Source organism: Mesorhizobium sp. 113-3-3, from assembly GCF_016756495.1.
GTDB lineage: Bacteria > Pseudomonadota > Alphaproteobacteria > Rhizobiales > Rhizobiaceae > Mesorhizobium.
The window spans coordinates 2,172,112-2,191,096 of sequence record NZ_AP023243.1 but is presented as its reverse complement, the minus strand read 5'-3'; the positions used below and the strand labels follow the sequence as shown (position 1 = coordinate 2,191,096).

General features: G+C 63.7%; 19 protein-coding genes. 8 read left to right on the top strand and 11 right to left on the bottom strand.

Going from position 1 to position 18,985, the window contains the following annotated elements:
- Window positions 1–22: 22 nt before the first annotated feature.
- The 4 genes from JG746_RS10685 to JG746_RS10670 all read right to left on the bottom strand — a co-directional run bounded on the left by JG746_RS10685 (window position 23) and on the right by JG746_RS10670 (window position 4,649).
- Window positions 23–823 (bottom strand): ABC transporter permease, encoded by an 801-nt coding sequence (locus JG746_RS10685; protein ID WP_202358098.1) that lies wholly within the window; start codon window positions 821–823, stop codon window positions 23–25.
- Window positions 816–1,736 (bottom strand): ABC transporter permease, encoded by a 921-nt coding sequence (locus JG746_RS10680; RefSeq protein WP_202358097.1) that lies wholly within the window; start codon window positions 1,734–1,736, stop codon window positions 816–818. Before JG746_RS10680 ends, JG746_RS10685 begins: the two co-directional genes overlap by 8 nt.
- Window positions 1,736–2,830 carry an ABC transporter ATP-binding protein gene (locus JG746_RS10675; RefSeq protein WP_202358096.1) on the bottom strand — a complete coding sequence of 365 codons (1,095 nt, stop codon included), beginning with the start codon at window positions 2,828–2,830 and terminating at the stop codon, window positions 1,736–1,738. Before JG746_RS10675 ends, JG746_RS10680 begins: the two co-directional genes overlap by 1 nt.
- 139 nt (window positions 2,831–2,969) lie before the next feature.
- Entirely contained in the window at window positions 2,970–4,649 is a 1,680-nt protein-coding gene (locus JG746_RS10670) for an amidohydrolase (protein ID WP_202358095.1), read from the bottom strand.
- A 259-nt stretch (window positions 4,650–4,908) separates the two neighbouring features.
- Between JG746_RS10670 and JG746_RS10665 the strand changes: the two genes are divergently transcribed.
- Both JG746_RS10665 and JG746_RS10660 read left to right on the top strand, forming a co-directional pair.
- On the top strand, window positions 4,909–5,562 hold the full coding sequence (locus tag JG746_RS10665) for a TetR/AcrR family transcriptional regulator (protein WP_202358094.1): 654 nt from the start codon (window positions 4,909–4,911) through the stop codon (window positions 5,560–5,562).
- 23 nt (window positions 5,563–5,585) lie between these two features.
- On the top strand, window positions 5,586–6,617 hold the full coding sequence (locus tag JG746_RS10660) for a histone deacetylase family protein (protein WP_202358093.1): 1,032 nt from the start codon (window positions 5,586–5,588) through the stop codon (window positions 6,615–6,617).
- A 73-nt stretch (window positions 6,618–6,690) separates the two neighbouring features.
- Here the strand turns inward: JG746_RS10660 and JG746_RS10655 are convergent, their stop codons facing one another.
- Entirely contained in the window at window positions 6,691–7,884 is a 1,194-nt protein-coding gene (locus JG746_RS10655) for a TMEM43 family protein (protein WP_244730731.1), read from the bottom strand.
- A gap of 505 nt (window positions 7,885–8,389) precedes the next feature.
- On the opposite strand from JG746_RS10655, the gene JG746_RS10650 reads away from it, so the two are divergent.
- Together JG746_RS10650 and JG746_RS10645 are read left to right on the top strand one after the other, a co-directional pair.
- Window positions 8,390–9,100, top strand: coding sequence for a helix-turn-helix transcriptional regulator (locus tag JG746_RS10650; protein ID WP_202358091.1), 711 nt, complete (start codon window positions 8,390–8,392; stop codon window positions 9,098–9,100).
- On the top strand, window positions 9,097–9,867 hold the full coding sequence (locus JG746_RS10645) for a helix-turn-helix transcriptional regulator (protein WP_202358090.1): 771 nt from the start codon (window positions 9,097–9,099) through the stop codon (window positions 9,865–9,867). Before JG746_RS10650 ends, JG746_RS10645 begins: the two co-directional genes overlap by 4 nt.
- A gap of 23 nt (window positions 9,868–9,890) precedes the next feature.
- Here the strand turns inward: JG746_RS10645 and JG746_RS10640 are convergent, their stop codons facing one another.
- Genes JG746_RS10640 through motA form a run of 6 tightly spaced genes read right to left on the bottom strand, consistent with a single transcriptional unit; the run spans window position 9,891 to window position 14,727 of the window.
- Window positions 9,891–10,325, bottom strand: coding sequence for a hypothetical protein (locus JG746_RS10640; RefSeq protein ID WP_032931512.1), 435 nt, complete (start codon window positions 10,323–10,325; stop codon window positions 9,891–9,893).
- Window positions 10,322–11,404 (bottom strand): flagellar biosynthesis protein FlhB, encoded by a 1,083-nt coding sequence (gene flhB, locus JG746_RS10635; protein ID WP_202358089.1) that lies wholly within the window; start codon window positions 11,402–11,404, stop codon window positions 10,322–10,324. The genes JG746_RS10640 and flhB overlap by 4 nt, the downstream gene beginning before the upstream one ends.
- Window positions 11,405–11,407: 3 nt before the next feature.
- Window positions 11,408–12,418, bottom strand: a complete 1,011-nt coding sequence (locus tag JG746_RS10630) for a flagellar motor switch protein FliG (RefSeq protein WP_202358088.1) — start codon at window positions 12,416–12,418, stop codon at window positions 11,408–11,410.
- A gap of 46 nt (window positions 12,419–12,464) precedes the next feature.
- Window positions 12,465–12,854 (bottom strand): flagellar motor switch protein FliN, encoded by a 390-nt coding sequence (gene fliN / locus JG746_RS10625; RefSeq protein ID WP_202358087.1) that lies wholly within the window; start codon window positions 12,852–12,854, stop codon window positions 12,465–12,467.
- A 17-nt stretch (window positions 12,855–12,871) separates the two neighbouring features.
- Window positions 12,872–13,819, bottom strand: a complete 948-nt coding sequence (locus JG746_RS10620) for a FliM/FliN family flagellar motor switch protein (RefSeq protein WP_202359313.1) — start codon at window positions 13,817–13,819, stop codon at window positions 12,872–12,874.
- Between the two features lie 32 nt (window positions 13,820–13,851).
- Entirely contained in the window at window positions 13,852–14,727 is an 876-nt protein-coding gene (motA, locus tag JG746_RS10615) for a flagellar motor stator protein MotA (RefSeq protein ID WP_202358086.1), read from the bottom strand.
- A gap of 162 nt (window positions 14,728–14,889) precedes the next feature.
- Between motA and JG746_RS10610 the strand changes: the two genes are divergently transcribed.
- The 4 genes from JG746_RS10610 to JG746_RS10595 are packed head-to-tail and all read left to right on the top strand — an operon-like array spanning window position 14,890 to window position 18,955.
- Window positions 14,890–16,011 carry a DUF1217 domain-containing protein gene (locus JG746_RS10610; RefSeq protein WP_202359312.1) on the top strand — a complete coding sequence of 374 codons (1,122 nt, stop codon included), beginning with the start codon at window positions 14,890–14,892 and terminating at the stop codon, window positions 16,009–16,011.
- 2 nt (window positions 16,012–16,013) lie between these two features.
- Window positions 16,014–16,739, top strand: a complete 726-nt coding sequence (gene flgF / locus JG746_RS10605) for a flagellar basal-body rod protein FlgF (protein WP_202358085.1) — start codon at window positions 16,014–16,016, stop codon at window positions 16,737–16,739.
- Between the two features lies 1 nt (window position 16,740).
- Complete coding sequence (fliI, locus tag JG746_RS10600) at window positions 16,741–18,141, top strand: flagellar protein export ATPase FliI (RefSeq protein WP_202358084.1); 1,401 nt, start codon at window positions 16,741–16,743, stop codon at window positions 18,139–18,141.
- Entirely contained in the window at window positions 18,122–18,955 is an 834-nt protein-coding gene (locus JG746_RS10595) for a hypothetical protein (RefSeq protein ID WP_202358083.1), read from the top strand. The genes fliI and JG746_RS10595 overlap by 20 nt, the downstream gene beginning before the upstream one ends.
- Window positions 18,956–18,985 lie beyond the last annotated feature (30 nt).

Genomic DNA, 18,985 nt, shown 5'->3' with positions numbered 1-18,985 from the left:
GTTCTAACTCCCATTGTCGGTTTCAGTCTCGTTTCCTGCTGACGAAGAAAAACAACGTGACGATCGCGACCGAAAGCAGCAGGAAAGCGGTCGATATCGCGTTGATCTCGGGTGTGACGCCGCGGCGGATCTGGCCGAGCATGTAGGTGGGCAGCGTGTCCTGGCCGCCCGACTTGACGAACTCGGTGATGACGACGTCATCAAGCGAGATGACGAAGGCCAGCATCAGGCCAGCAAGGATACCGGGCCACAATAGCGGCAGCGTGATGCGGCGGAAGGTCTTCCACGGCGTCGCGTAGAGATCGGCCGCGGCGCGCTCGAGCGTCAGGTCCATATTCTCCAGCCGCGCCCGGATCGGCAGATAGGCGAACGGAATGCAGAACGCCGTATGCGCGGCGATCAAATAGCCGAGGCCGGAATAGCCGGTGAATATCTTGATGCGCGAGAAGAAGATCAGCAGCGCCACACCGGTGACGATCTCGGGCACCATCAGCGGCTGGTTGATCGCCGCATATTTGAAGGTGAGGCCGGGATAGGCGGCCGTGCGCGTGGTGGCGAGTGCCGCCATGGTGGCGAAGGTGGTCGACAGCACCGCCGCGATCGCACCGATCTGAAACGAGCGCAGCGTTGCGTCGATGACCTGCGTGTTCTGGTATGCCGACTGGAACCATCGCAGCGAAAAGCCACCCCATTCGGATGTCGAGCTCGCCGCGTTGAAGGCGTAGGCGACCAGCACGATGATCGGCAGATAGAGCACGACGAAGCAGGTCGCCGCGATCGCGGTGAAGCCCGGCTGATGCTTGATGGAGAAGTTGCTAGCCATGACGCACCCCTGACTTGCCGGCGTTGCGCACATAGGCAAGCAGCGCCAGCATGACGATGACCATCACCGTGATCGACAGCGCCGAGCCAAGCGGCCAGTTGCGGCCTTGTCCGAACTGCAATTCGATCAGGTTGGACAGCATCATGTTCTTGCCGCCGCCAAGCACGACCGGCGTCACATAGGCGCCGAGCGCCGGAATGAAGACCAGGATGGAGCCGGCGATGACGCCGGGCTTGACCAGCGGGAAAATGATCTTGCGCAGCACCTTGAAGCGTGTCGCGTAGAGATCGTAGCCCGCCTCGACCAGGCGGAAATCGAGCTTCTCCATGCTGGCGTAGATCGGCAGCACCATCAGCGGCAGGTAGACATAGGCCATGCCGATCAGGATCGCGGTGTCGGTGTAGAGGATCTGGATCGGTGCCGAGATGATGCCGAGCTTGAGCAGGATCGTGTTGATGATGCCTTCGTTGCGGATGATCTGCAGCACGGCGAAGGTGCGGATCAGCAGGTTGGTCCAGAACGGGATGGTGATCAGGAACAGCCAGAGATCCCTGGTCTTCTCGCTGCGCGTTGCCATGAAATAGGCGGTCGGGAAACCGAGCGCCAAAGTGGCGAGCGTGGTCACCACCGCAAGCTTGATCGAGCGCCAGAAGATCGTGACATGCGCCGCCGCGAGCGAAAGCGTGTCGTCGAAAATGTCGCGTTCCATGAACACCGATATCCAGGCATCGGGCGAGAACTGCCACTTCACGTCGCCATAGGCGCCGGGCGTCAGGAACGAGTAGACGAGCACGATCAGCAACGGGCCGGTCGCGGCGAGCAGGATGACCAGCAGCGCCGGCGCCGACAAAAGCCAGCGGTCACGGACATCGCGCCGTTCCGCTGCCTTGGCGATTTCCTCCGCGGTGGCCATCAGTCCCTCAGCACTTGCGCGGCGTCGTTGCCGATCAGGATGCCGACCTTGTCGCCACGCTCGAAACCGCAGCCTGCGCTGCGCGTGTTCTGCTGGCGCACGGTGAAGGCCTCGCCGCTGTCGAGCTGGACATGGATATGCGTGTCGGTGCCGAAATAGACGATGTTCTCGACCGTGCCCGACAGGTCGCCCTTGTCCTTGGTCAGCTTGGCATGCTCGGGCCGCACCACCACGGTGGCGTTATCCTTCGGCTGGAACCCTTCGGCAACGGTTGCCTCGATGGTCGTGCCGGATTTGAGGGTCGCGCGCGTCTTGCCGTTGCCGGTGCCCGATATGGCGGCGGTGAGGAAGTTGGTCTCACCGATGAAGTCGGCGACGAAGCGCTCCGCCGGCTTGTCGTAGATGTCCCAGGGCGAGCCGACCTGCAGGATCTTGCCCGACGACATCACCGCGATGCGATCCGACATGGTCAGCGCTTCTTCCTGATCATGGGTGACGAAGATAAAGGTGATGCCGGTCTCATGCTGCAGCCGCTTCAGCTCGATCTGCATCTCCTTGCGCAGCTTGTAGTCGAGTGCCGAGAGCGGCTCGTCGAGCAACAGCACTTTCGGCTGCGGCGCCAGCGCCCGGGCCAGCGCCACGCGCTGTTGCTGGCCGCCGGAAATCTGGGCGGTGCGGCGGCCGGCCAGCGCCTCCATCTTGACCAGCTTGAGCATCTCGGCGACGCGCGCCTTGATCTCGGCCCTGGGCTTGCCCAGCATCTCCAGGCCGAAGCCGATATTGTCGGCCACCGTCATGTGCGGGAACAGCGCATAGGACTGGAAGACGGTGTTGACCGGCCGCTTGAAGGGCGGCAGCGGCGCGATATCCTGGCCGTAGAGCAGGATTTCACCGGCGGTTGGAAAGTCGAAACCGGCGATCAGCCGCAGAAGGGTGGTCTTGCCGCAACCGGACGGTCCCAGCAGCGTGAAGAACTCGTTCTCGCGAATGGATACCGAGACCTTGTCGAGGGCCGCGACCTGCCCCTCACCCGATCCGAAAATTTTACTGACGTTTACAACTTCAATCGCATTCCGATCCGGTTTGTCCGGCACGATTACGCCTCACTGTTGACCCCGCTCTTGCTGGCGGAGCTGTTCCCCTGTTCGATGTGACCACACGCCCGGTAGGTTGGCAAGCCCGGCATTGAATCACAGTTCAGTCCGTCTTTAACCAGCAAGCCTCATGCCATTGTCAGGCCTGATAGGTGACCTTGCCGCCGCAAATCGTCGTCACCGGGCGCACCTTGTGCAGGTCGGCCGGCGCCGTCTTCTCGATATCGGCCGACAGAACCACAAGATCGGCCATGTAGCCTGATTTCAGTGTGCCTTTGCGGTGTTCGGCGAATTCGGCATAGGCGCCCTCGACCGTGTAGGCGGCGATCGATTCCTGCAGCGAGAAGCTCTGGTCAGGGTCGCTGTCTGCCCATGGTTTGCGCATCACTGCCGCCTGAATGCCCAGGATCGGGTCGATCGGCGACACCGGCCAATCCGAGGCGAAGACGACATGCGCGCCGGCATCCTTCAGGGTCCGCCAGGCATAGCTCAGCGGCCAGCGGGCCGGCCCGATGCGCGACACGGTCGGCTCCAGCGGGAAATCCATGGCGCCGGGCGGATGCGGCGGCTGCATCGAGGCGATGACGCCGAGTTCGGCGAAGCGCGGCACGTCCGACGTGGTGGTGACCTCGATATGTTCGACGCGGTGGCGGCTGTCGCGCTTGCCATTGGCCTTTTGCGCCGCCTCATAGCCGTCGAGCACCGCACGCACCGCGCCGTCGCCGATCGAGTGAACCGCGATCTGCAGGCCGCGCCTGTCGACGGCAACGGCCAGGTCAATGAATTGCTGCGGCGTGAACAGCGGCTCGCCGACCCAGTCGGAACGATCGGCATAGGGCTCGACCATCACCGCCGTCCAGGAATCGAGCACGCCATCGTAAAACACCTTGACCATGCCTGAAGACAGCCATTCGCTGTTGTAGCGCTCGGCCATCAGGGACGCCTTCTCGAGCACGTCGAGCGTCATGAAATTCTTGTAGTGGAACGGGATCTGCACGCGGCAGGGCAAGCCCTCTTCGGCCTCGATTTCGGCCAGCAGTTCGAGCTGGTAGAGGTTGCCGTCCATGTTCTGGATGGAGGTGATGCCGTGGCGCGCGCACCAGGCGAGGCCTCGCCGCATGATGTCGCGGTCGGCGGCGCGTTCGGCGGCGGACGGCATTGGATCCGGCTCGCCGCCGGTCGCCAGCCCCAGCCGCACCCGGCCCTCGCCGGCAAGATCGAGGACCGGACCGAAGGCCTCGCCCTCGCGCAGTTCGCCCGCTGCCAGGCCATCCTCGCCCATGACGATCTCGTTGCCCGGACCAAGCGCACGGCCCTGCAGGATGCCCGCCATTTCAAGCGCCTTGGTGTTGGCCCACATCGTGTGGTGGTCGGGCGCGGCCATGCAGAAGGGGCGATCCGGCAGGATCTGGTCGAGATGGTGACGCGTCACCCGCTCGCTGCCAAGCACGGTGTAGTCGACGCCCTGCCCAACCAGCATTTTTGCCTCGGGCTTGGTCGATGCGTAGTCGCGGATCGCCTTTTGCAACGCCTCGAAGCCATGGACGCCGCCAAGCTGAAGATGCGCGAGCTCGGCCCCTCCCGAGAACAGATGCATATGGGCTTCGATGAAACCGGGCAGGACCGAGCCGCCCTCGGCGTCGATCACCTGTGTGGCCGATCCCTTGAGCTCTTCGATTGCGGCGCGGCTGCCGACGGCGATGATGGCGCCGTCCTTGACGGCTACGGCCTCGGCCACGGGATTGCCACCGTCCATGGTCAGCACGCAACCATTGATGACGATCAGATCCGCATTGTGATCCGTACCCGTAACAGACATCGCGACTCCGCGCTTTTGATGACCGATTGAGACCGACAGCCCTGCGCTCAACGACCTGCCACTCCACCGGAGCGGCGCCACGGAACAAAAAACGATGCCAGTCCGCTGCCTTCGAAATTCCCCTTGTTATCCCTAGGGACAGCGTGGATAAAGAATGCGACTGATTATTCGCGTTTGTCAACATGCGGAATTTAGAATGTATTGTGGACAGCACCCTGCGCCTGTGCTGGGAGCAAGCGGGGAACGAGGGCATCGAGTAGTGAAGCGCAGTCTCGACCGCAAAACCAGGATAGCGCTCGAGCCGCGCAAGCAGCCTCGGCAGCAACGGTCGAGCAAGGTGGTCGACCGGATCCTCGACGCGGCGCTGATCCTGACGCGGGAGCAAGGGACCAGGACACCGACGACGCTCGCCATCGCGCAGCGCGCCGGCCTGTCGGTCGGTTCGGTCTACCAGTACTTTCCCAACAAGGAAGCCATTCTTCTGGACCTCGCCCGGCGCTGGCTGTCCTCCTTTCCCGAGGTGATCGAGAAGCGCATCAAGGTTCCCCGACCCACCAACCGCGAAGAATTCTGGCGCGAAGTGCGCAAACTCTTCATCGACACATCCAGTATCTATATCGAGAACGCGACCCTGATGCCGGTGATCGAGGCGATTTCAGGCAACGCCGATCTCAGGCCTATCCAGGACGAATATGACGAACAGATCATCGCGCTCTACGCCGCCTGGCTGCGGCATGTGAATCCTGCTCTCGAAGACAAGATCGCCAAACGGCTCGGCCTTGTGATGATGGAGGTCGGGCACGCCTGCCGGCTGGTCGGACTGAAGAGAGATCGCAGGACATTCGACCTCATCGAGGACGATGTCGAAGCCATGTGGCTCGCTCTGGTGAGCCCCTATCTCAACCTGGACTGATTGCGCATTTCGAGAGGAATTTCATGAAGACTGTCTATTCGCCGCTTCATGCTGGCCATGCCGGCCAGATGGAACTGGTCACATCGGCCATCGTGCCGGGTTTTGAAAAACCCTCGCGTGCCGAGTTCATCAAGGCGCGGGTCGAAAGCGAGAAGCTCGGTCCGATCGTCCTGCCGCTCGAGCACGATCTTGCCGCAGCCAAGCGCATCCATAGATCAGACTATATCGACTTCCTGCCGACGGTCTGGCCGCAATGGGTGGCGTCGGGTCACGAGGGCACGGCCATGCCCTTCACCTGGCCGACGCGCGGCCTGCGCGGCGACGTGCCGCCAAAGCGCGTCGACGCGCTGCTCGGCTACTATTCCTTCGACGCCGGCGCCACCTTCGTCGAAGGCACCTGGGCCGCGATCAAGTCGTCCTATGACGTCGCGCTGACCGCGGCCGGGCTGGTCAAGGGCGGCGAACGGTCGGCCTTCGCGCTCTGCCGTCCGCCGGGCCACCATGCCGGCGCCGGCTTCATGGGCGGCTATTGCTACATCAACAACGCCGCCGTCGCCGCGCAATGGTTCCTCGACCAGGGCGCCAAGCGCATCTCCATCCTCGATGTCGACTACCACCATGGCAACGGCACGCAGGAAATCTTCTACGACCGCGCCGACGTGCAGGTGCTTAACCTGCATGGCGACCCGATGGTCGAATATCCGTTCTTCCTCGGCCATGCCGACGAGCGCGGCGCGGGCGCCGGCGAAGGTTTCAACATCAACTATCCCATGCCCTTCGGCACCGACTGGGACGCCTGGAACGCCTCGCTGGAGGATGCCTGCGCCAGGCTCGCCGCCTACGCGCCCGACATCGTCATCGTCTCGCTCGGCGTCGACACCTTCGAGAAGGACCCGATCAGCCAGTTCAAGCTGAAAAGCCCTGACTATCCCAAGATCGGCCACCGCATCGCCAAACTTAACCTGCCGACGTTGTTCGTCATGGAAGGCGGCTATGCCGTCGAGGAGATCGGCATCAACGCCGTCGGCGTGCTGACCGGCTTCGAGGACCGGTAAGGCTGCTGCCGGCACGCGGCCGACAACGACGGGCACGAGAGAAAAAGGGCGGCTTGGCCGCCCTTTTTGCGAGCTACGCCGCGGCGCCAGCGCTGGGCGTCGCCATTGGTGCGGCAGCCTTGCGTGAGCGGCCGAGATAGTACACCGCAGCCGCCGCGATGACGCCGGCGGCCAGTATGCCGGCGGCCAGAACCGGCCGATACCAGAACCAGGCGATCGCGATCGTCGTCGTGCCGACCAGGATCGCCAGGAAGAAGGCGATGATGCCGGTTCCCATCCGGGCCATGCTGCCGAGGAACGGGATGACGTCGAGGATCACGCCGATCGGGCTGAGGAACAGGGCAAAGCCGATCGTCAGCAGCAAAAGGCCACCGGCGCGCAGCAGCCAGGTGATCAGCGTGTTGGCGCTCACCGCCTCGGCGAACATCTTGTCGGCCGGCACGTTGCCGGTGTCGACCATCAGCAGCGCATCGCCCGCTTGCGTCTGGTAGGGTTCGAACCGGCTGCCGGCCTGGCGCGCGACGATGCTGACCACGCCGAGCGGCGCCAGTTCGTAGCCGATCCGATAGTCGCCCAGCGCGGGCGTCGTGTTGTCGCTGCCTAGATAGATCTTGCCGTCGACGATGCTGAGCGGCTTCGTTCCGGTATAGGCTGCCTTGATCGCCGCCGACTGGCTGGACGACAGCGAATAATCCTTGTCCCCGTCGATGCGGTCGATCACCGGGCTATCCAGATCGAAGGCAACGAGCTTGCCCTGCGGAATCTGGAAGGCGCGGCTGTGGATCGCCATTGGCGGGTTCTGATGGCCGTCCGGCTTCTTGAAATCCGACGAGTCTATCTGGCTGTCGTCCCAAACCTTCGCATAGCTGTAGGTGGTCACCGTCTCCTCGCCGCCGCCAAGCTTCTTGGTGGTCTCGGATTTGGACTCTTCCTTCCACTGGTACATCTCGACACTGCGCGACAGGCGCAGCCCTTGCGCGGCGATGCCGAAATCCGGATCCGACAGGCCGCTGTCGGCCGTCACCGGCCCGCTGACATGCACCAGCTTTCCGTCATTGCCGGCATCGACGCTGTCGGCATTGATCGAGACCACGGCGCCCGACCCTTCGGCCAGCGACCGCGCCGTCTGCACCGCGCGGCCCTCGTTCCAGAACAGCCCGATCACCATCAGCACGATCAAGAACAGGCCGAAGATGACCCCGCCGACCGCGCGCTTGATCCGTCCGAACCACGAGACGGAAGTAACTTCCCGAAATGAATCGCTCATCGTTTCCCCCGAAACAAAAGATGCCAGGAGCCCGCATGACACCACCGCGAACGACCGCGGCCGTAATGCAGCTACGAACTCCATCGCCGGCGGTGCCCACCCCTCCGGCGCTCGCGAATCTATCGCATCGGGCAGCACACGGATATGGCCGGCTTGCGCAGTCCCGGCATTTTCACACGCGCGGAGGCCGTGAAAATCGGCCTATGAGTCGCACGCGAGTCCACCGGATTCGATTTTGTCAAATCGCGTTTGATGTCGGATTCATCTGCGGGTAGATTAGACCCGAATCAGCCGGTCCTCGGGGGGCGCGGCGACCACCCAAAGTCTCACGTTCCGGAATTTCTCCGGCGCCAGACGCGGATGTCTTCGCGTTCCCTGATGGATTCCGTCTGATTGGCGCGGCACCGCGCCTCGTGTGCGTCTCGTGAAAGTAACGCGTTTTTAGGGTTCGGCGGCTGGCCCCCAGCATCCGGACAGCAGAAACGATTCCGGCCAAAAGCAGCAAATGAGCAGTCCCGCCGCGCTTCTTCAATCCGACACATTGGGCTCGCGCCTGGCGTCGCGCGGTGATCTGACCAGCTTTTTCATGGAACTGACCGCCGAGATCGGCGCCGACAGCTACATGCTGGTTGCCATCGTCCACGACCAGGACCGCAACGACGCGCGCATTGTCTCGTCGAACTGGATTTTCGACGCCATCGAACTGATCGGCAAGCGGCTGATCGCCAGCCTTGCCCAGGGAGCCCTCACCGTCGCGCCCGGCATCCGTCCAAGGCCGCTGGTGGCCGCGGCGGCGCCCGATGCGGACGGGCTGGTCTCCGGCGACGAGGCCCGCCTGCTCGACGTGCTCGGCCATGCCGAGATCTATTCGCTGCGGCTGAATGTCGGCCGCCAGCGGCTGTTCGCCCTGTTCTCGGCGGCGACGCCAGGCCACATCGACCAGCCGGCGCTGATGAAGGCGCAGTTGAAATGCTGCTACGCGCTCTCGCATATCCCGCAGCTGATCGCCGCCGCCGCCATGCAGGATCCGCTGTCCGATCGCGAGCGCGAATGCCTGTTCTGGGTCTCGGAAGGCAAGACCACCGACGAGGTGGCGGTCATCCTTGGCGTCTCCTCCAACACCGTCAACAGCTACATCACCCACGCCATCCAGAAATTCGCGGCCTCCAACCGTGCGATGGCCATCGCCACGGCGATCAGGAGTGGCATCATTTGAAACACGCTGACATCAAGGACGCCGCGGAAGCCCTCTTCAACGAGCAGCGCAGCCCCTTCGGCGCCTTCTCGCTCAGCTCCGAAACACATCACGCCGTCACCGTTCCCGATGCCGTGCGCCGCTGCCGCTGGATATCGGTCGACATCAACGCCTCGGCCTTCGGCCTGTACTTCGTCAGCCCGTCGCCGGAACGGGCGCGGCTGGTGCCGTGTTTTGATTCCGACTATCCCGGCATTGCCGTGGCGACGAAGTTCATCTCGGGCGCCAATGGCGAGGAGATCGTGCGCCACACCCACAATTCGACGGAGCCACGCTGGTGGACGGATGACGGCGTCGCGGCCATGGCCGAGATGTTCGGCAACCTTGCCTGGACCGCGCAGATATCCCCCCTGGCGCCCGGCACCAGTGGCATTGCCTTTCCCGTCCACGCCGATCGCGGTCAGTGCGGCCTTGTCGTCTTCCTGGGATCGGAGATCGCGCTGCCACAGGATACGCTCTACGAAATCCACGCCCGCTGCTTTTCCCTGTTCGCCGCTGTCGCCCGTATCCGTCCCGGCGATGCCGGCAGGATGCGCGCCATCTCCAAACGCGAATTGGAATGCCTGAAGCTGACAGCCAACGGCAATACAAGCGAGGAAATCGCGCGGCTCCTGAAGCTTTCGGTCCACACCGCCAACCAGTACCTGACCCAGTCGACGCAGAAGCTCAACGCCGTCAACCGCAACCAGGCGGTCGCCAAGGCGCTGCGGCTGGGCCTGATCGAATGATTGCTGTCGCCTGACAAGGCGCTCTAGAACGCCATGGGCTCGACTTTGCGGATCCGGGCCTGTTCGATCACTGCTTCCAGCAGCGCCGTATTGTGCTCGGGGTCTTCGCCGGGCTTTTCGAATGACACGTAATTGACCGCGACCGAATTGCCGGCCTCGCTCAGCGTCAGCTGGAAATAGACGGTCACCCCTGGTGGCCTGAGTTCCAGGTCGAGCACGATGCGCGGACTGCCGCTCCAGTCGACATGCGCCTCGCCGCCATGGCCGAGTTTGAGCGTGCCCGGCATGAAGAACAGCTCCACCGCTGAATCGACCAGATCCGAAAGGCAGGCGAAATGCTCCAGCCGGATGAAGGCGATGTAGTCGGCGACATCGATCAATCTCAGTTCGCCGACCACCTGCTCGATGGCGCTGGCGACGATGATCTCGCGGGATTTTGCGTGCGGTTGGCGGTTCATGAAATCTGTCTGCGCTCAGCCTTTTTCGAGTAGACGATCCGCACCAGTTCGGCGACGGCCTGGTAGAATTGCGACGGGATCACATTATCAACCGAAACTTGCTTGTACATGGAGCGCGCGAGCTCCACGTCCTCGAAGATCGGAATGTTGTGCTCCTTGGCGATCTCGCGGATTTTCAACGCCACCAGATCCTGCCCCTTGGCCACCACGAGCGGCGCCGAATCCTCGTCGCGCACATATTTCAACGCGATCGAGAAGTGGGTCGGGTTGGCGATGATCAGAGTCGCGCGCGGCACCGCCGTCATCATCCGCTTGCGCGCGCGGTCGCGTGCCAGCGAGCGCAGCCGCGACTTGACGATCGGATCGCCTTCGGACTGCTTGAACTCGTCCTTCACCTCCTGCTTGGTCATGCGCAGGTCCTGCTTCCAGTGGAAGCGCGACCAGACGATGTCGATCGCCGCGATCAGCCCCATGACGAAGACGATCGCCACCAATATGTCGACCGCGATGCCACGGATAACGAGGCCGAAAGCGATCGGATTGGTGATCATCCCGGCAAGCAGCTTGCGGTGATCCTCCGACAGCGTGAAGGTAAGCACGGCAATGGCGAAGCCGACCTTTGCCAGGGATTTCAGGAACTCGACCCAGCCCTGGGCGCCGAACATCCGGTTCCAGCCCTTGGTGATCGAAATGCGCGAAAGCTGCGGCCTGATCCGCTCGCCGACGAATTGCGGCATGTTCTGGAGCACCGAGGCGCCGATGCCGGCGACGGTCAAAAGCACCAGCAGGCTGACGACGGCGCGGCCCACTTCCAGCATGACGATCTTGTAGAGATCGATGACATCGGTCTCGGTGTTCATCGGCCAGGCCTCGGGCTTCTCGAGGAACATCGACAGGAACATGCCGAGGTTCATGACCGCGTCCTTTGCATAGAAGACGGTGAACACCAGTATGGCGACGAAGGAGGCGAGGATCGCGGTTTCCCTCGAATGGGGCAGCTTGCCCTGTTCGATCGTGTCGCGGACCTTCTTTTCCGTCGCCTCTTCGGTTTTGGAGTCCTTGTCGGCGGCGTCGGACATGCCTTAAGCGGCGTTCTGCGTCGCGGGAAGTTCGAATGCGCCCTCGCGCGACAGCCGGATTGTCGTCGTCACGATGGTCTTGCGTGCCGCCAGTATGTCGGCGGCAGGCACGCCCTCCGAGCCCTGGCCGAGTTCAGCTTCGATCATGCGCCGCGACCGCGCGCCGATCGCCGACAGCACCGCTTCGGCGAGTGCCGCCGACGTGCCGCGCAGCGCCAGCGTGACAAGCTCGGTCGACAGTCCGTCGAACAGGAGCACGCGCGCCTTCTGGGTGAGCAGCGGCAGGTCGTCGAAAGCAAAAAGCCTTGCCCGCACACCGTCGAGGTCGGGCGTGCCGGCGGCTTCCAGGTCCTGCATGACCTCCTCGAGCAGCGGCTTGTCCAGCTCGTTGAGCACGCTGGCGACACGCGCCTGCCCGGCCGACGTGTCCTTGGTCGAGATTTCCGACAGCACGCTGGTGCGCAACCGGTTCTCGACGATCCTGGTGGCGGCGGCCGGAACATTGGCCATCGTGACCATGCGCTTGATGATTTCTCCGCGCATCGGTTTCGTGAGCGTCAAAAGCACGCTCGCCGCCGCCTGCGGGCCCAGCTTCGACAGCACCATGGCAGCCGTCTGTGGATGTTCGCCAGCCAGGAAGGTGCCCAGCCGCGAAGGTTCGAGTTTTTCGAGATCGGGCCAGATCGGTGGCGGCCCTTCAGGCGCCGCCTCCGGCTTCTTGTTGCCCATGATGGCGTTCATCTCTTCGGGCGACAGCGATTCGTTGAGGATGGTGTCCATCCTGTCGGCGGAATCGAGCAGGCCGGCCCCCTCGGTGAACTCGGCCTCGAACTCGGCGACGATGCGCTCGAGATCGCTCTGCGGAATGGTCCTGAGCAGCCGGGCGCCCTCGATCAGCGCCTTCAGCTCTTCCTGCTTGAAGAATTTCAACAGGCGGCTGGCGGACGGCTTGCCCATCGCCACCAATATGGCGGCCGCCTTTTGCGCGCGCGTCAGGGTCGTCAGCGGCGTCATGCTGCCTCTCGCCTCCGCTGCAACCGGCAAGCCCCGCCAGCCATATCTAGGCGCCCTTCGTGCCGGCGATGATCTCGGTCAACCTGATGCCGAAACGCGAGGGATCGCTTTCGAGCACCGTGATCTCGCCGCGGGCGATCTTGCGGCCGTTGACCACGACGTCGACCGGTTCGCCGATGCGGCGGTTGAGCGCCACCGTCGAGCCCTTCTGCAGCGCCATCAGATCGGCCACCGCCATCTCGGTGCTGCCGAGGATGATCTGGACATCGACGGGGATGTTCATGATGACATTGGAATTGGCGCCCGCGGCGGCCTTGAACGCCGCGTCCGGGCGTTGCTCCTCCTCATGCAGGACCCCGCGCAATTCCTCGATGGCGCGGTCGAGCTGCTCATCCGGCTGGTCGAGTTCTGCTGCTTCCACTTTGGTCTTGGCCATGAATCGTCTCCAAAAGCTCAGGCGCGCCCGGCACCGGCCGGCATGAGCCCATCGATGAAATCCTGCCCGGCATCGAAAGGATGCCTGATTCGGACGGTGTAATTCTGCCCCAGTTTGCCGAACTCGCATACGAACAGCGTCTGGCCGCGCGCGCTGAGGCGGGCCCGTGATTGCGCCGTTTCGTCGAAGTCGATGACCTGGCCCACTTCGAGATTGGCAAGGTCGCCAAGCGTCAGCCGCGTCAGCGGCATGGTGGCTTCGAGCGCCACCGTCGAACGCATCACCTCTTCCGAAAAACGTGCGCGCCAACTGGTGCCATGATCGTCCTCGACGACGCCGGCGGTGCCGTCGCGGCCGACAAGGACGACACGCTGCGGCAGCGTCACGGTGATGAAGCCGCTGTCGACCGGCGTCGAGATGCCAAGCACGATGCGGATGGCGGCGCCGTCGCGCAGCACATGCCGCTTCGCCTCGGCGCCCGACATCGCTCGCGGCGCGGGCAGCCGCAGGTCGAGCGAGCGCCGCCCCGATCCGTTGAACGCCTGCGCCACCTCCTGGAACACCATGGTCGAAACATCGGCCTCGATCGGCGACAGGTCGCGCTCGATCGGCGATGCCGGCATATCCGGATCGCCGCCAAACAGCGTCGAGACCATGATCGCGATCGCGGCGGCGTCGATAACGAGCGTCATCGCATCCGAGGATGCCGGCGAGCCGACGATGGTCATGGCGAAATTGTCGCCGGCGCGCGAGCGCGCCTCGGGGACGCGGCTGACCTCGACGGCCTTGAGGTCGACGATGACGGGAACGCCGAGCTCGCCCGAAAGACCCTTCTGCAGCAGCGGCACGGCGCGTTCGGCCATGGCGCGGCCGGCGTCGATGACCTGATCAGCCTCGCCGCTGTCGCCGACCAGGCGCTCGATGATCAGCGAGCGCGCTTGCGCGGGGCTGCCTGGGCTGGTCATGGCCGTATCGGCACCGATCTGACGTGCATCGCTCAAGCGGCCTTCTTCTCGGCGCTGCCGGTGTTCATCGTGCTCTGCTCGACGGCGTCGATGGTCGGCCGCTCATAGGACGAGATGGTCTTGCGGCCGAATTCAATCGCCACCTGCGGCAGCGCGCCGTTCATGTAGGCGAGCAGCGTCTGCTTGACGATGATGTAGAGACGGTTCTTCTTCTCGCGCACCGTCTTGATCTTGGTGGCGACGGGGCCGACCACGGCGTAGGACAGGAAGATGCCGAGGAAGGTGCCGACAAGCGCGGCGCCGATCAGGCCGCCTAGGATTTCGGGCGACTGGTCGAGTGCGCCCATCGCCTTGACCACGCCAAGCACGGCGGCGACAATACCCAGCGCCGGCAGGCCGTCGCCGACCGCGACCAGCGCGTGATAGGCTTTCATCTTGTCGCTCTTGATGGTCTGGATTTCCTCGTCCATCAGCGCCTCGATCTCGTGCGAGCGGGCATTGCCGATGATGATGATGCGGCAGTAGTCGCAGATGAAATTCATCAGATCGTGGTTCTTGAGCACTGTCGGAAAGGCCTGGAAGATGGCTGATTCTTCCGGATTGTCGATATGCGCCTCGACCTCGCTGCGCGATTTCGAGCGCAGCTCGCGCATCAGGCTGTGGAGGACGCCGAGCGTTTCCAGATAATCCTGTTCCTTCGGCACCGCCTGCTTGAAGGCCTCGAGAATGCCCCTGCCGGTATCCTTGACCGTCTTCATCGGGTTGGCGACCAGGAAGGTGCCCAGTGCAGCGCCGCAGATCACCACGGCTTCCCACGGTTGGACCAGCACGTGCAGATGCCCGCCCATGGCCATGAAGCCGCCAAGGACGCAGCCGAGCGTCACCACAAGTCCAATCAGAATGCCCACGACAGGTCCTTCCGCATTTCACATCAGATGCAACGGATAGTCCCCGTGCCTTGTGTGAGGCTTGAATCCGGGCTGCCACGGGACCGAATGTCAGGCGATTCAGTTTCGCGCAAGGAAGTGAGGTTATTGTCGCGACATTAAGCTTCGGCCGGAGGCATGACGTTGCTCAATACCTTTACCAGCTACCAGTTGATCACCAAAGACATCAACAAGTCGATCGACCGCATCGAGCAGCAGCCGACGGTCGATCGCGATACCAAATATTACCTGGCCAACATCACCAAGGTGAAATCGATCGACGATTTCGTCAACAATGACCGGCTGTTCAAATATGCCATGAAAGCCTACGGGCTGGCGGACATGGATTACGCCAAGGCCTTCATGGTCAAGGCGCTCAAGGAAGGCGTTTCCAGCCCCAACAGTTTCGCCAACAAGCTGACCGACAAGCGCTATGCCCAGTTCGTCAGCGCCTTCAACTTCGCCGCCAATGGCGCCGACGCGACGATCTACAACAAGGCGCAGCAGCTGGTGACGAAGAACTACGCCATCCAGGCACAGATCGCCGGCCTCGATCCGAAATCCGATTATGTGAAGGGCGAAACGGCCTACTACCTGGCCAACATCACCAAGGTGAAGTCCGTCGACGACCTGATGTCGAACAGCCGGCTCTACACCTACGCGCTGGCCGCATACGGTCTCGACTCGGCGACCGAGGACAAGACCCTGATCAAGCAGGTCCTGCAGGGTGGCGTGCGCGACCCAAACAGCGTCGCCAACAAGCAGAAGAACCCGGCCTACGCGGGACTGGCCTCGGCCCTCAACTTCGAGCAGTACGGCTCGAACGCCACCACCATCAATCCGGCGCAGCAGCCGACCGTCGACAAGTACATGCGCCAGACGCTTGAGGAGGATGCCGGCAAGACCAATGAGGGCGTGCGGCTGGCGCTTTACTTCCAACGCAAGGCGCCCGACATCACCAGCTGGTACGATGTGCTGGCCGATACGGCTCTTGCCAGCGTCGTGCGCACGGCGCTGGGGCTTCCCGATTCCTTCGCCACCGCCAACATCGACAAGCAGGCGCAGTTGTTCGAGCAGAAGCTCGACCTCACGGACTTCACCGATCCCGCGAAGCTCACAAAATTCCTGACCCGCTTCACCAGCATGTACGAGATCAACAATCCGACCTCGACGGCCGTTTCGTCGGTCAGCGTGCTTTTCGCCCAGCCGGTCGCGGCGGGCATCTCCACCGACCTGATGATGGCCATGCAAAAGTTGAAGTTCTGATCATGCGGGACAGTCTATACGTCGCCCTTTCCGCGCAGATGGCGCTCGAGCGCCGGCTCGACACGATCGCCGACAATGTCGCCAACGCCAACACCGTCGGCTTTCGCGCCACCGGCGTGAAATTCGAGGATGTGGTGTCGGGCGCCGGCCAGAAATCGGTGTCGTTCGCCTCGTCGGGCAAGACCTATCTTTCGGGTGCCCACGGTTCCCTCGCCGAGACCGGCAATCCGTTCGATTTCGCCATCCAGGGCGACGCCTGGTTCGCCATCGACACACCGGCCGGCACCGTCATGACCCGCGACGGCCGCTTCTCGATGAACGAGAATGGCGAGCTGATGTCGATCGAAGGCCATCCGGTGCTCGACGCCGGCGGCGCGCCGATCCAGCTCGACCCCCGCAACGGCCCGCCCAAGGCCGGCGCCGATGGCTCGCTGCGCCAGAACGACCAGCTTGTCGGCTCGATCGGCCTCTACAATTTCGACCCCGGCGAGAATTTCGTGCGCTACGGCAATTCCGGCATCGTGCCGGCGCGCACCCCCGAGCCGGTCACCGACCGTTCCGATGTCGGTATCGCCCAGGGTTTCGTCGAGGAATCCAACGTCAATCCAGTGCTGGAGATGACCCGGCTGATCATGGTCCAGCGCGCCTTCGAGAACACCGCGGCCCTGATGCGGCAGACGGATTCCTCAACCGACGAGGCGATCAAGACGCTCGGCTCGAAGTCCTAGCATGCCGCTCGACCGGTCCTCCATCCGTGCACCCGAAAGGCAACTCCAGCCGGCGCCCGAGGATCGGCTCGCCGCGCTGGAACGCGTTATCAGGCGTTTCGGCAACACCGACGGGCTGGTCAAGCGTGGCGGACTCGTAACCGAAGTCACGTCCACGCACTACAAGGTGCGCGGCCTTTCCGATTTCGCCAGGCTGGGCGACATCGTCGAGCAGCACGGCCAGTCCGGCGCGCGCCGCGGCGAGATCGTCAAGATCAGCCGCGACGAGGTCGTCGTCGCTCCCTTCGAACGCTCAGCCGATGCCGGTATCGGCGATGCCGTGTTCCGCCGGGGTCCGCTCGCGGTGGCGCCGCACGATTCATGGCGCGGCCGCGCCATCGACGCGCTCACCCGGGCGATCGATGGCGGTCCGCCGCTGATCAGGGGCGAAGACCTGTCGGGTGGCACCACGACGCCCGGCGCCATGGCGCGGCAGCGTGTCGGCACCGCCTTCATGACCGGCGTCAAGGTCATCGACATCTTCACGCCGCTGTGCTTCGGCCAGCGCATGGGCGTCTTTGCGGGTTCGGGCGTTGGCAAGTCGACGTTGCTCGCCATGCTCGCCGGCGCCGATGCGTTCGACACCGTCGTCGTGGCGCTCATCGGCGAACGCGGCCGCGAGGTCCGTGAATTCCTCGAGGACACGATCGGCGACAGCATGGCCAAGACCGTGGCCGTCGTCGCCACCAGCGACGAGAGCGCCATGATGCGCAGGCGCGCGCCCGATACCGCCATGCGGGTCGCCGAGCACTTTCGCGACCAGGGCCAGCGTGTGCTCCTGGTGCTGGATTCGATCACCCGCTTCGCCCACGCATTGCGCGAGGTGGCGACGGGAACCGGCGAGCCGCCGGTCGCCCGCGGCTATCCCGCCTCGGTTTTCACCGAACTCCCCAAATTGCTCGAGCGCGCCGGACCGGGGGCTGAAGGCAAGGGGTCGATCACCGCCATCATTTCCGTGCTGGTCGACGGTGACGACCACAATGATCCGGTCGCCGATTCCGTGCGCGGCATCCTCGATGGCCATGTCGTGCTCGACCGCGCGATCGCCGAACAGGGCCGCTATCCGCCAGTCAATCCGCTGTCATCCATATCGCGCCTTGCCGGCAAGGCCTGGAGCGTCGAACAGCGCGCTTTGGTGACGCGGCTGAAGTCCATGATCTCGCGCTTCGAGGACACGCGCGACATCCGCCTGCTCGGCGCCTATCAGGGCGGCGCCGACGCCGAACTCGACATCGCCGTGCGCCAGGTGCCGCTGATCTACGAGGCGCTGACGCAATCGCCCAGGGACCGCCCGTCGGCCGATCCGTTCTCCGATCTCGCCCGCCATCTCAAGGGAAAGCTGAATGCCGAATCAGGAGACTGAACGCCAGTACACCGAGCGCATCCTGAACGAGATGATCGCCGAGGCAAACGCCGCCGAGGCGGCTCGGGCCGAGGAAGAGAGAAGTGCCAGGGCAAAGGCCGCCAGCGCCATCGCAGCCAAGACCGCGGCTGTTCTGGCCAGGGCCGTCAAGCCGGCCCTGCCGCGATCCGAACCCATGGCTCGGGCTGCCGTGTCCGCCATGCCCGTGGTTCCCCGTGTCGAGGCTGCCGAGATGACCGAGGAAAGCCGCGAATCGCTGATCGACGGCTTGTTTCCCGTCACCGAATGGCCGCAACCACCAAAGGCGCAATTTCCAAAGTTGAGCAAGAAAGCGGACCGGCGAAGCGACTTCGTCATCGCCGCGCTCGGCGTCACGCTCGGTCTGATCTGCGCCCTGTTTCCCTGGTATATCTTCTTCAACCAGGAGCAGTTCGGCGTTCAGGCGATCAAGTTTGGCGGCACCGGCACCAATTCGGGACGCGCGGGTGGCGGCGTGGTGACCTCGCGCAGCGCGCCGCTGACGGCCAAGGACCTTCCCAACACCAGCATCGACCTGCTCGCCACCGGAACGGTGCAGGATGACGCCACTCCGATGCAGCCGCCCGGCGATCAGCCCTTCCCGGCCGATGTCGCGAAATTCCGCATGGTCCACGTCGCCAATGGCCGCGCCATGATCGAGGACGATACCGGCCTGTGGATCGTCCAGCGCGGCTCGGTACTGCCGGATTCGAGCACGGTCTCGTCGATCGAGCAGCGCAACGGCAAGTGGGTCATGCTGACCAGCACCAACCAGGTGATCCAGCTTTCCAGGTAGCGGCTGCCCGCAAGGTCCGCGCAAGACTGG

Coding starts and splice junctions, on each gene's coding strand:
- fliN (WP_202358087.1), bottom strand. CDS start 12,854: ATGGCCAAGACCAAAGTGGAAGCAGCAGAACTCGACCAGCCGGATGAG.
- JG746_RS10685 (WP_202358098.1), bottom strand. CDS start 823: ATGGCTAGCAACTTCTCCATCAAGCATCAGCCGGGCTTCACCGCGATC.
- JG746_RS10655 (WP_244730731.1), bottom strand. CDS start 7,884: ATGAGCGATTCATTTCGGGAAGTTACTTCCGTCTCGTGGTTCGGACGG.
- JG746_RS10620 (WP_202359313.1), bottom strand. CDS start 13,819: ATGACCAGCCCAGGCAGCCCCGCGCAAGCGCGCTCGCTGATCATCGAG.
- flhB (WP_202358089.1), bottom strand. CDS start 11,404: ATGTCCGACGCCGCCGACAAGGACTCCAAAACCGAAGAGGCGACGGAA.
- JG746_RS10595 (WP_202358083.1), top strand. CDS start 18,122: ATGCCGAATCAGGAGACTGAACGCCAGTACACCGAGCGCATCCTGAAC.
- JG746_RS10630 (WP_202358088.1), bottom strand. CDS start 12,418: ATGACGCCGCTGACGACCCTGACGCGCGCGCAAAAGGCGGCCGCCATA.
- JG746_RS10680 (WP_202358097.1), bottom strand. CDS start 1,736: ATGGCCACCGCGGAGGAAATCGCCAAGGCAGCGGAACGGCGCGATGTC.
- fliI (WP_202358084.1), top strand. CDS start 16,741: ATGCCGCTCGACCGGTCCTCCATCCGTGCACCCGAAAGGCAACTCCAG.
- JG746_RS10640 (WP_032931512.1), bottom strand. CDS start 10,325: ATGAACCGCCAACCGCACGCAAAATCCCGCGAGATCATCGTCGCCAGC.
- flgF (WP_202358085.1), top strand. CDS start 16,014: ATGCGGGACAGTCTATACGTCGCCCTTTCCGCGCAGATGGCGCTCGAG.
- JG746_RS10670 (WP_202358095.1), bottom strand. CDS start 4,649: ATGTCTGTTACGGGTACGGATCACAATGCGGATCTGATCGTCATCAAT.
- JG746_RS10660 (WP_202358093.1), top strand. CDS start 5,586: ATGAAGACTGTCTATTCGCCGCTTCATGCTGGCCATGCCGGCCAGATG.
- JG746_RS10650 (WP_202358091.1), top strand. CDS start 8,390: ATGAGCAGTCCCGCCGCGCTTCTTCAATCCGACACATTGGGCTCGCGC.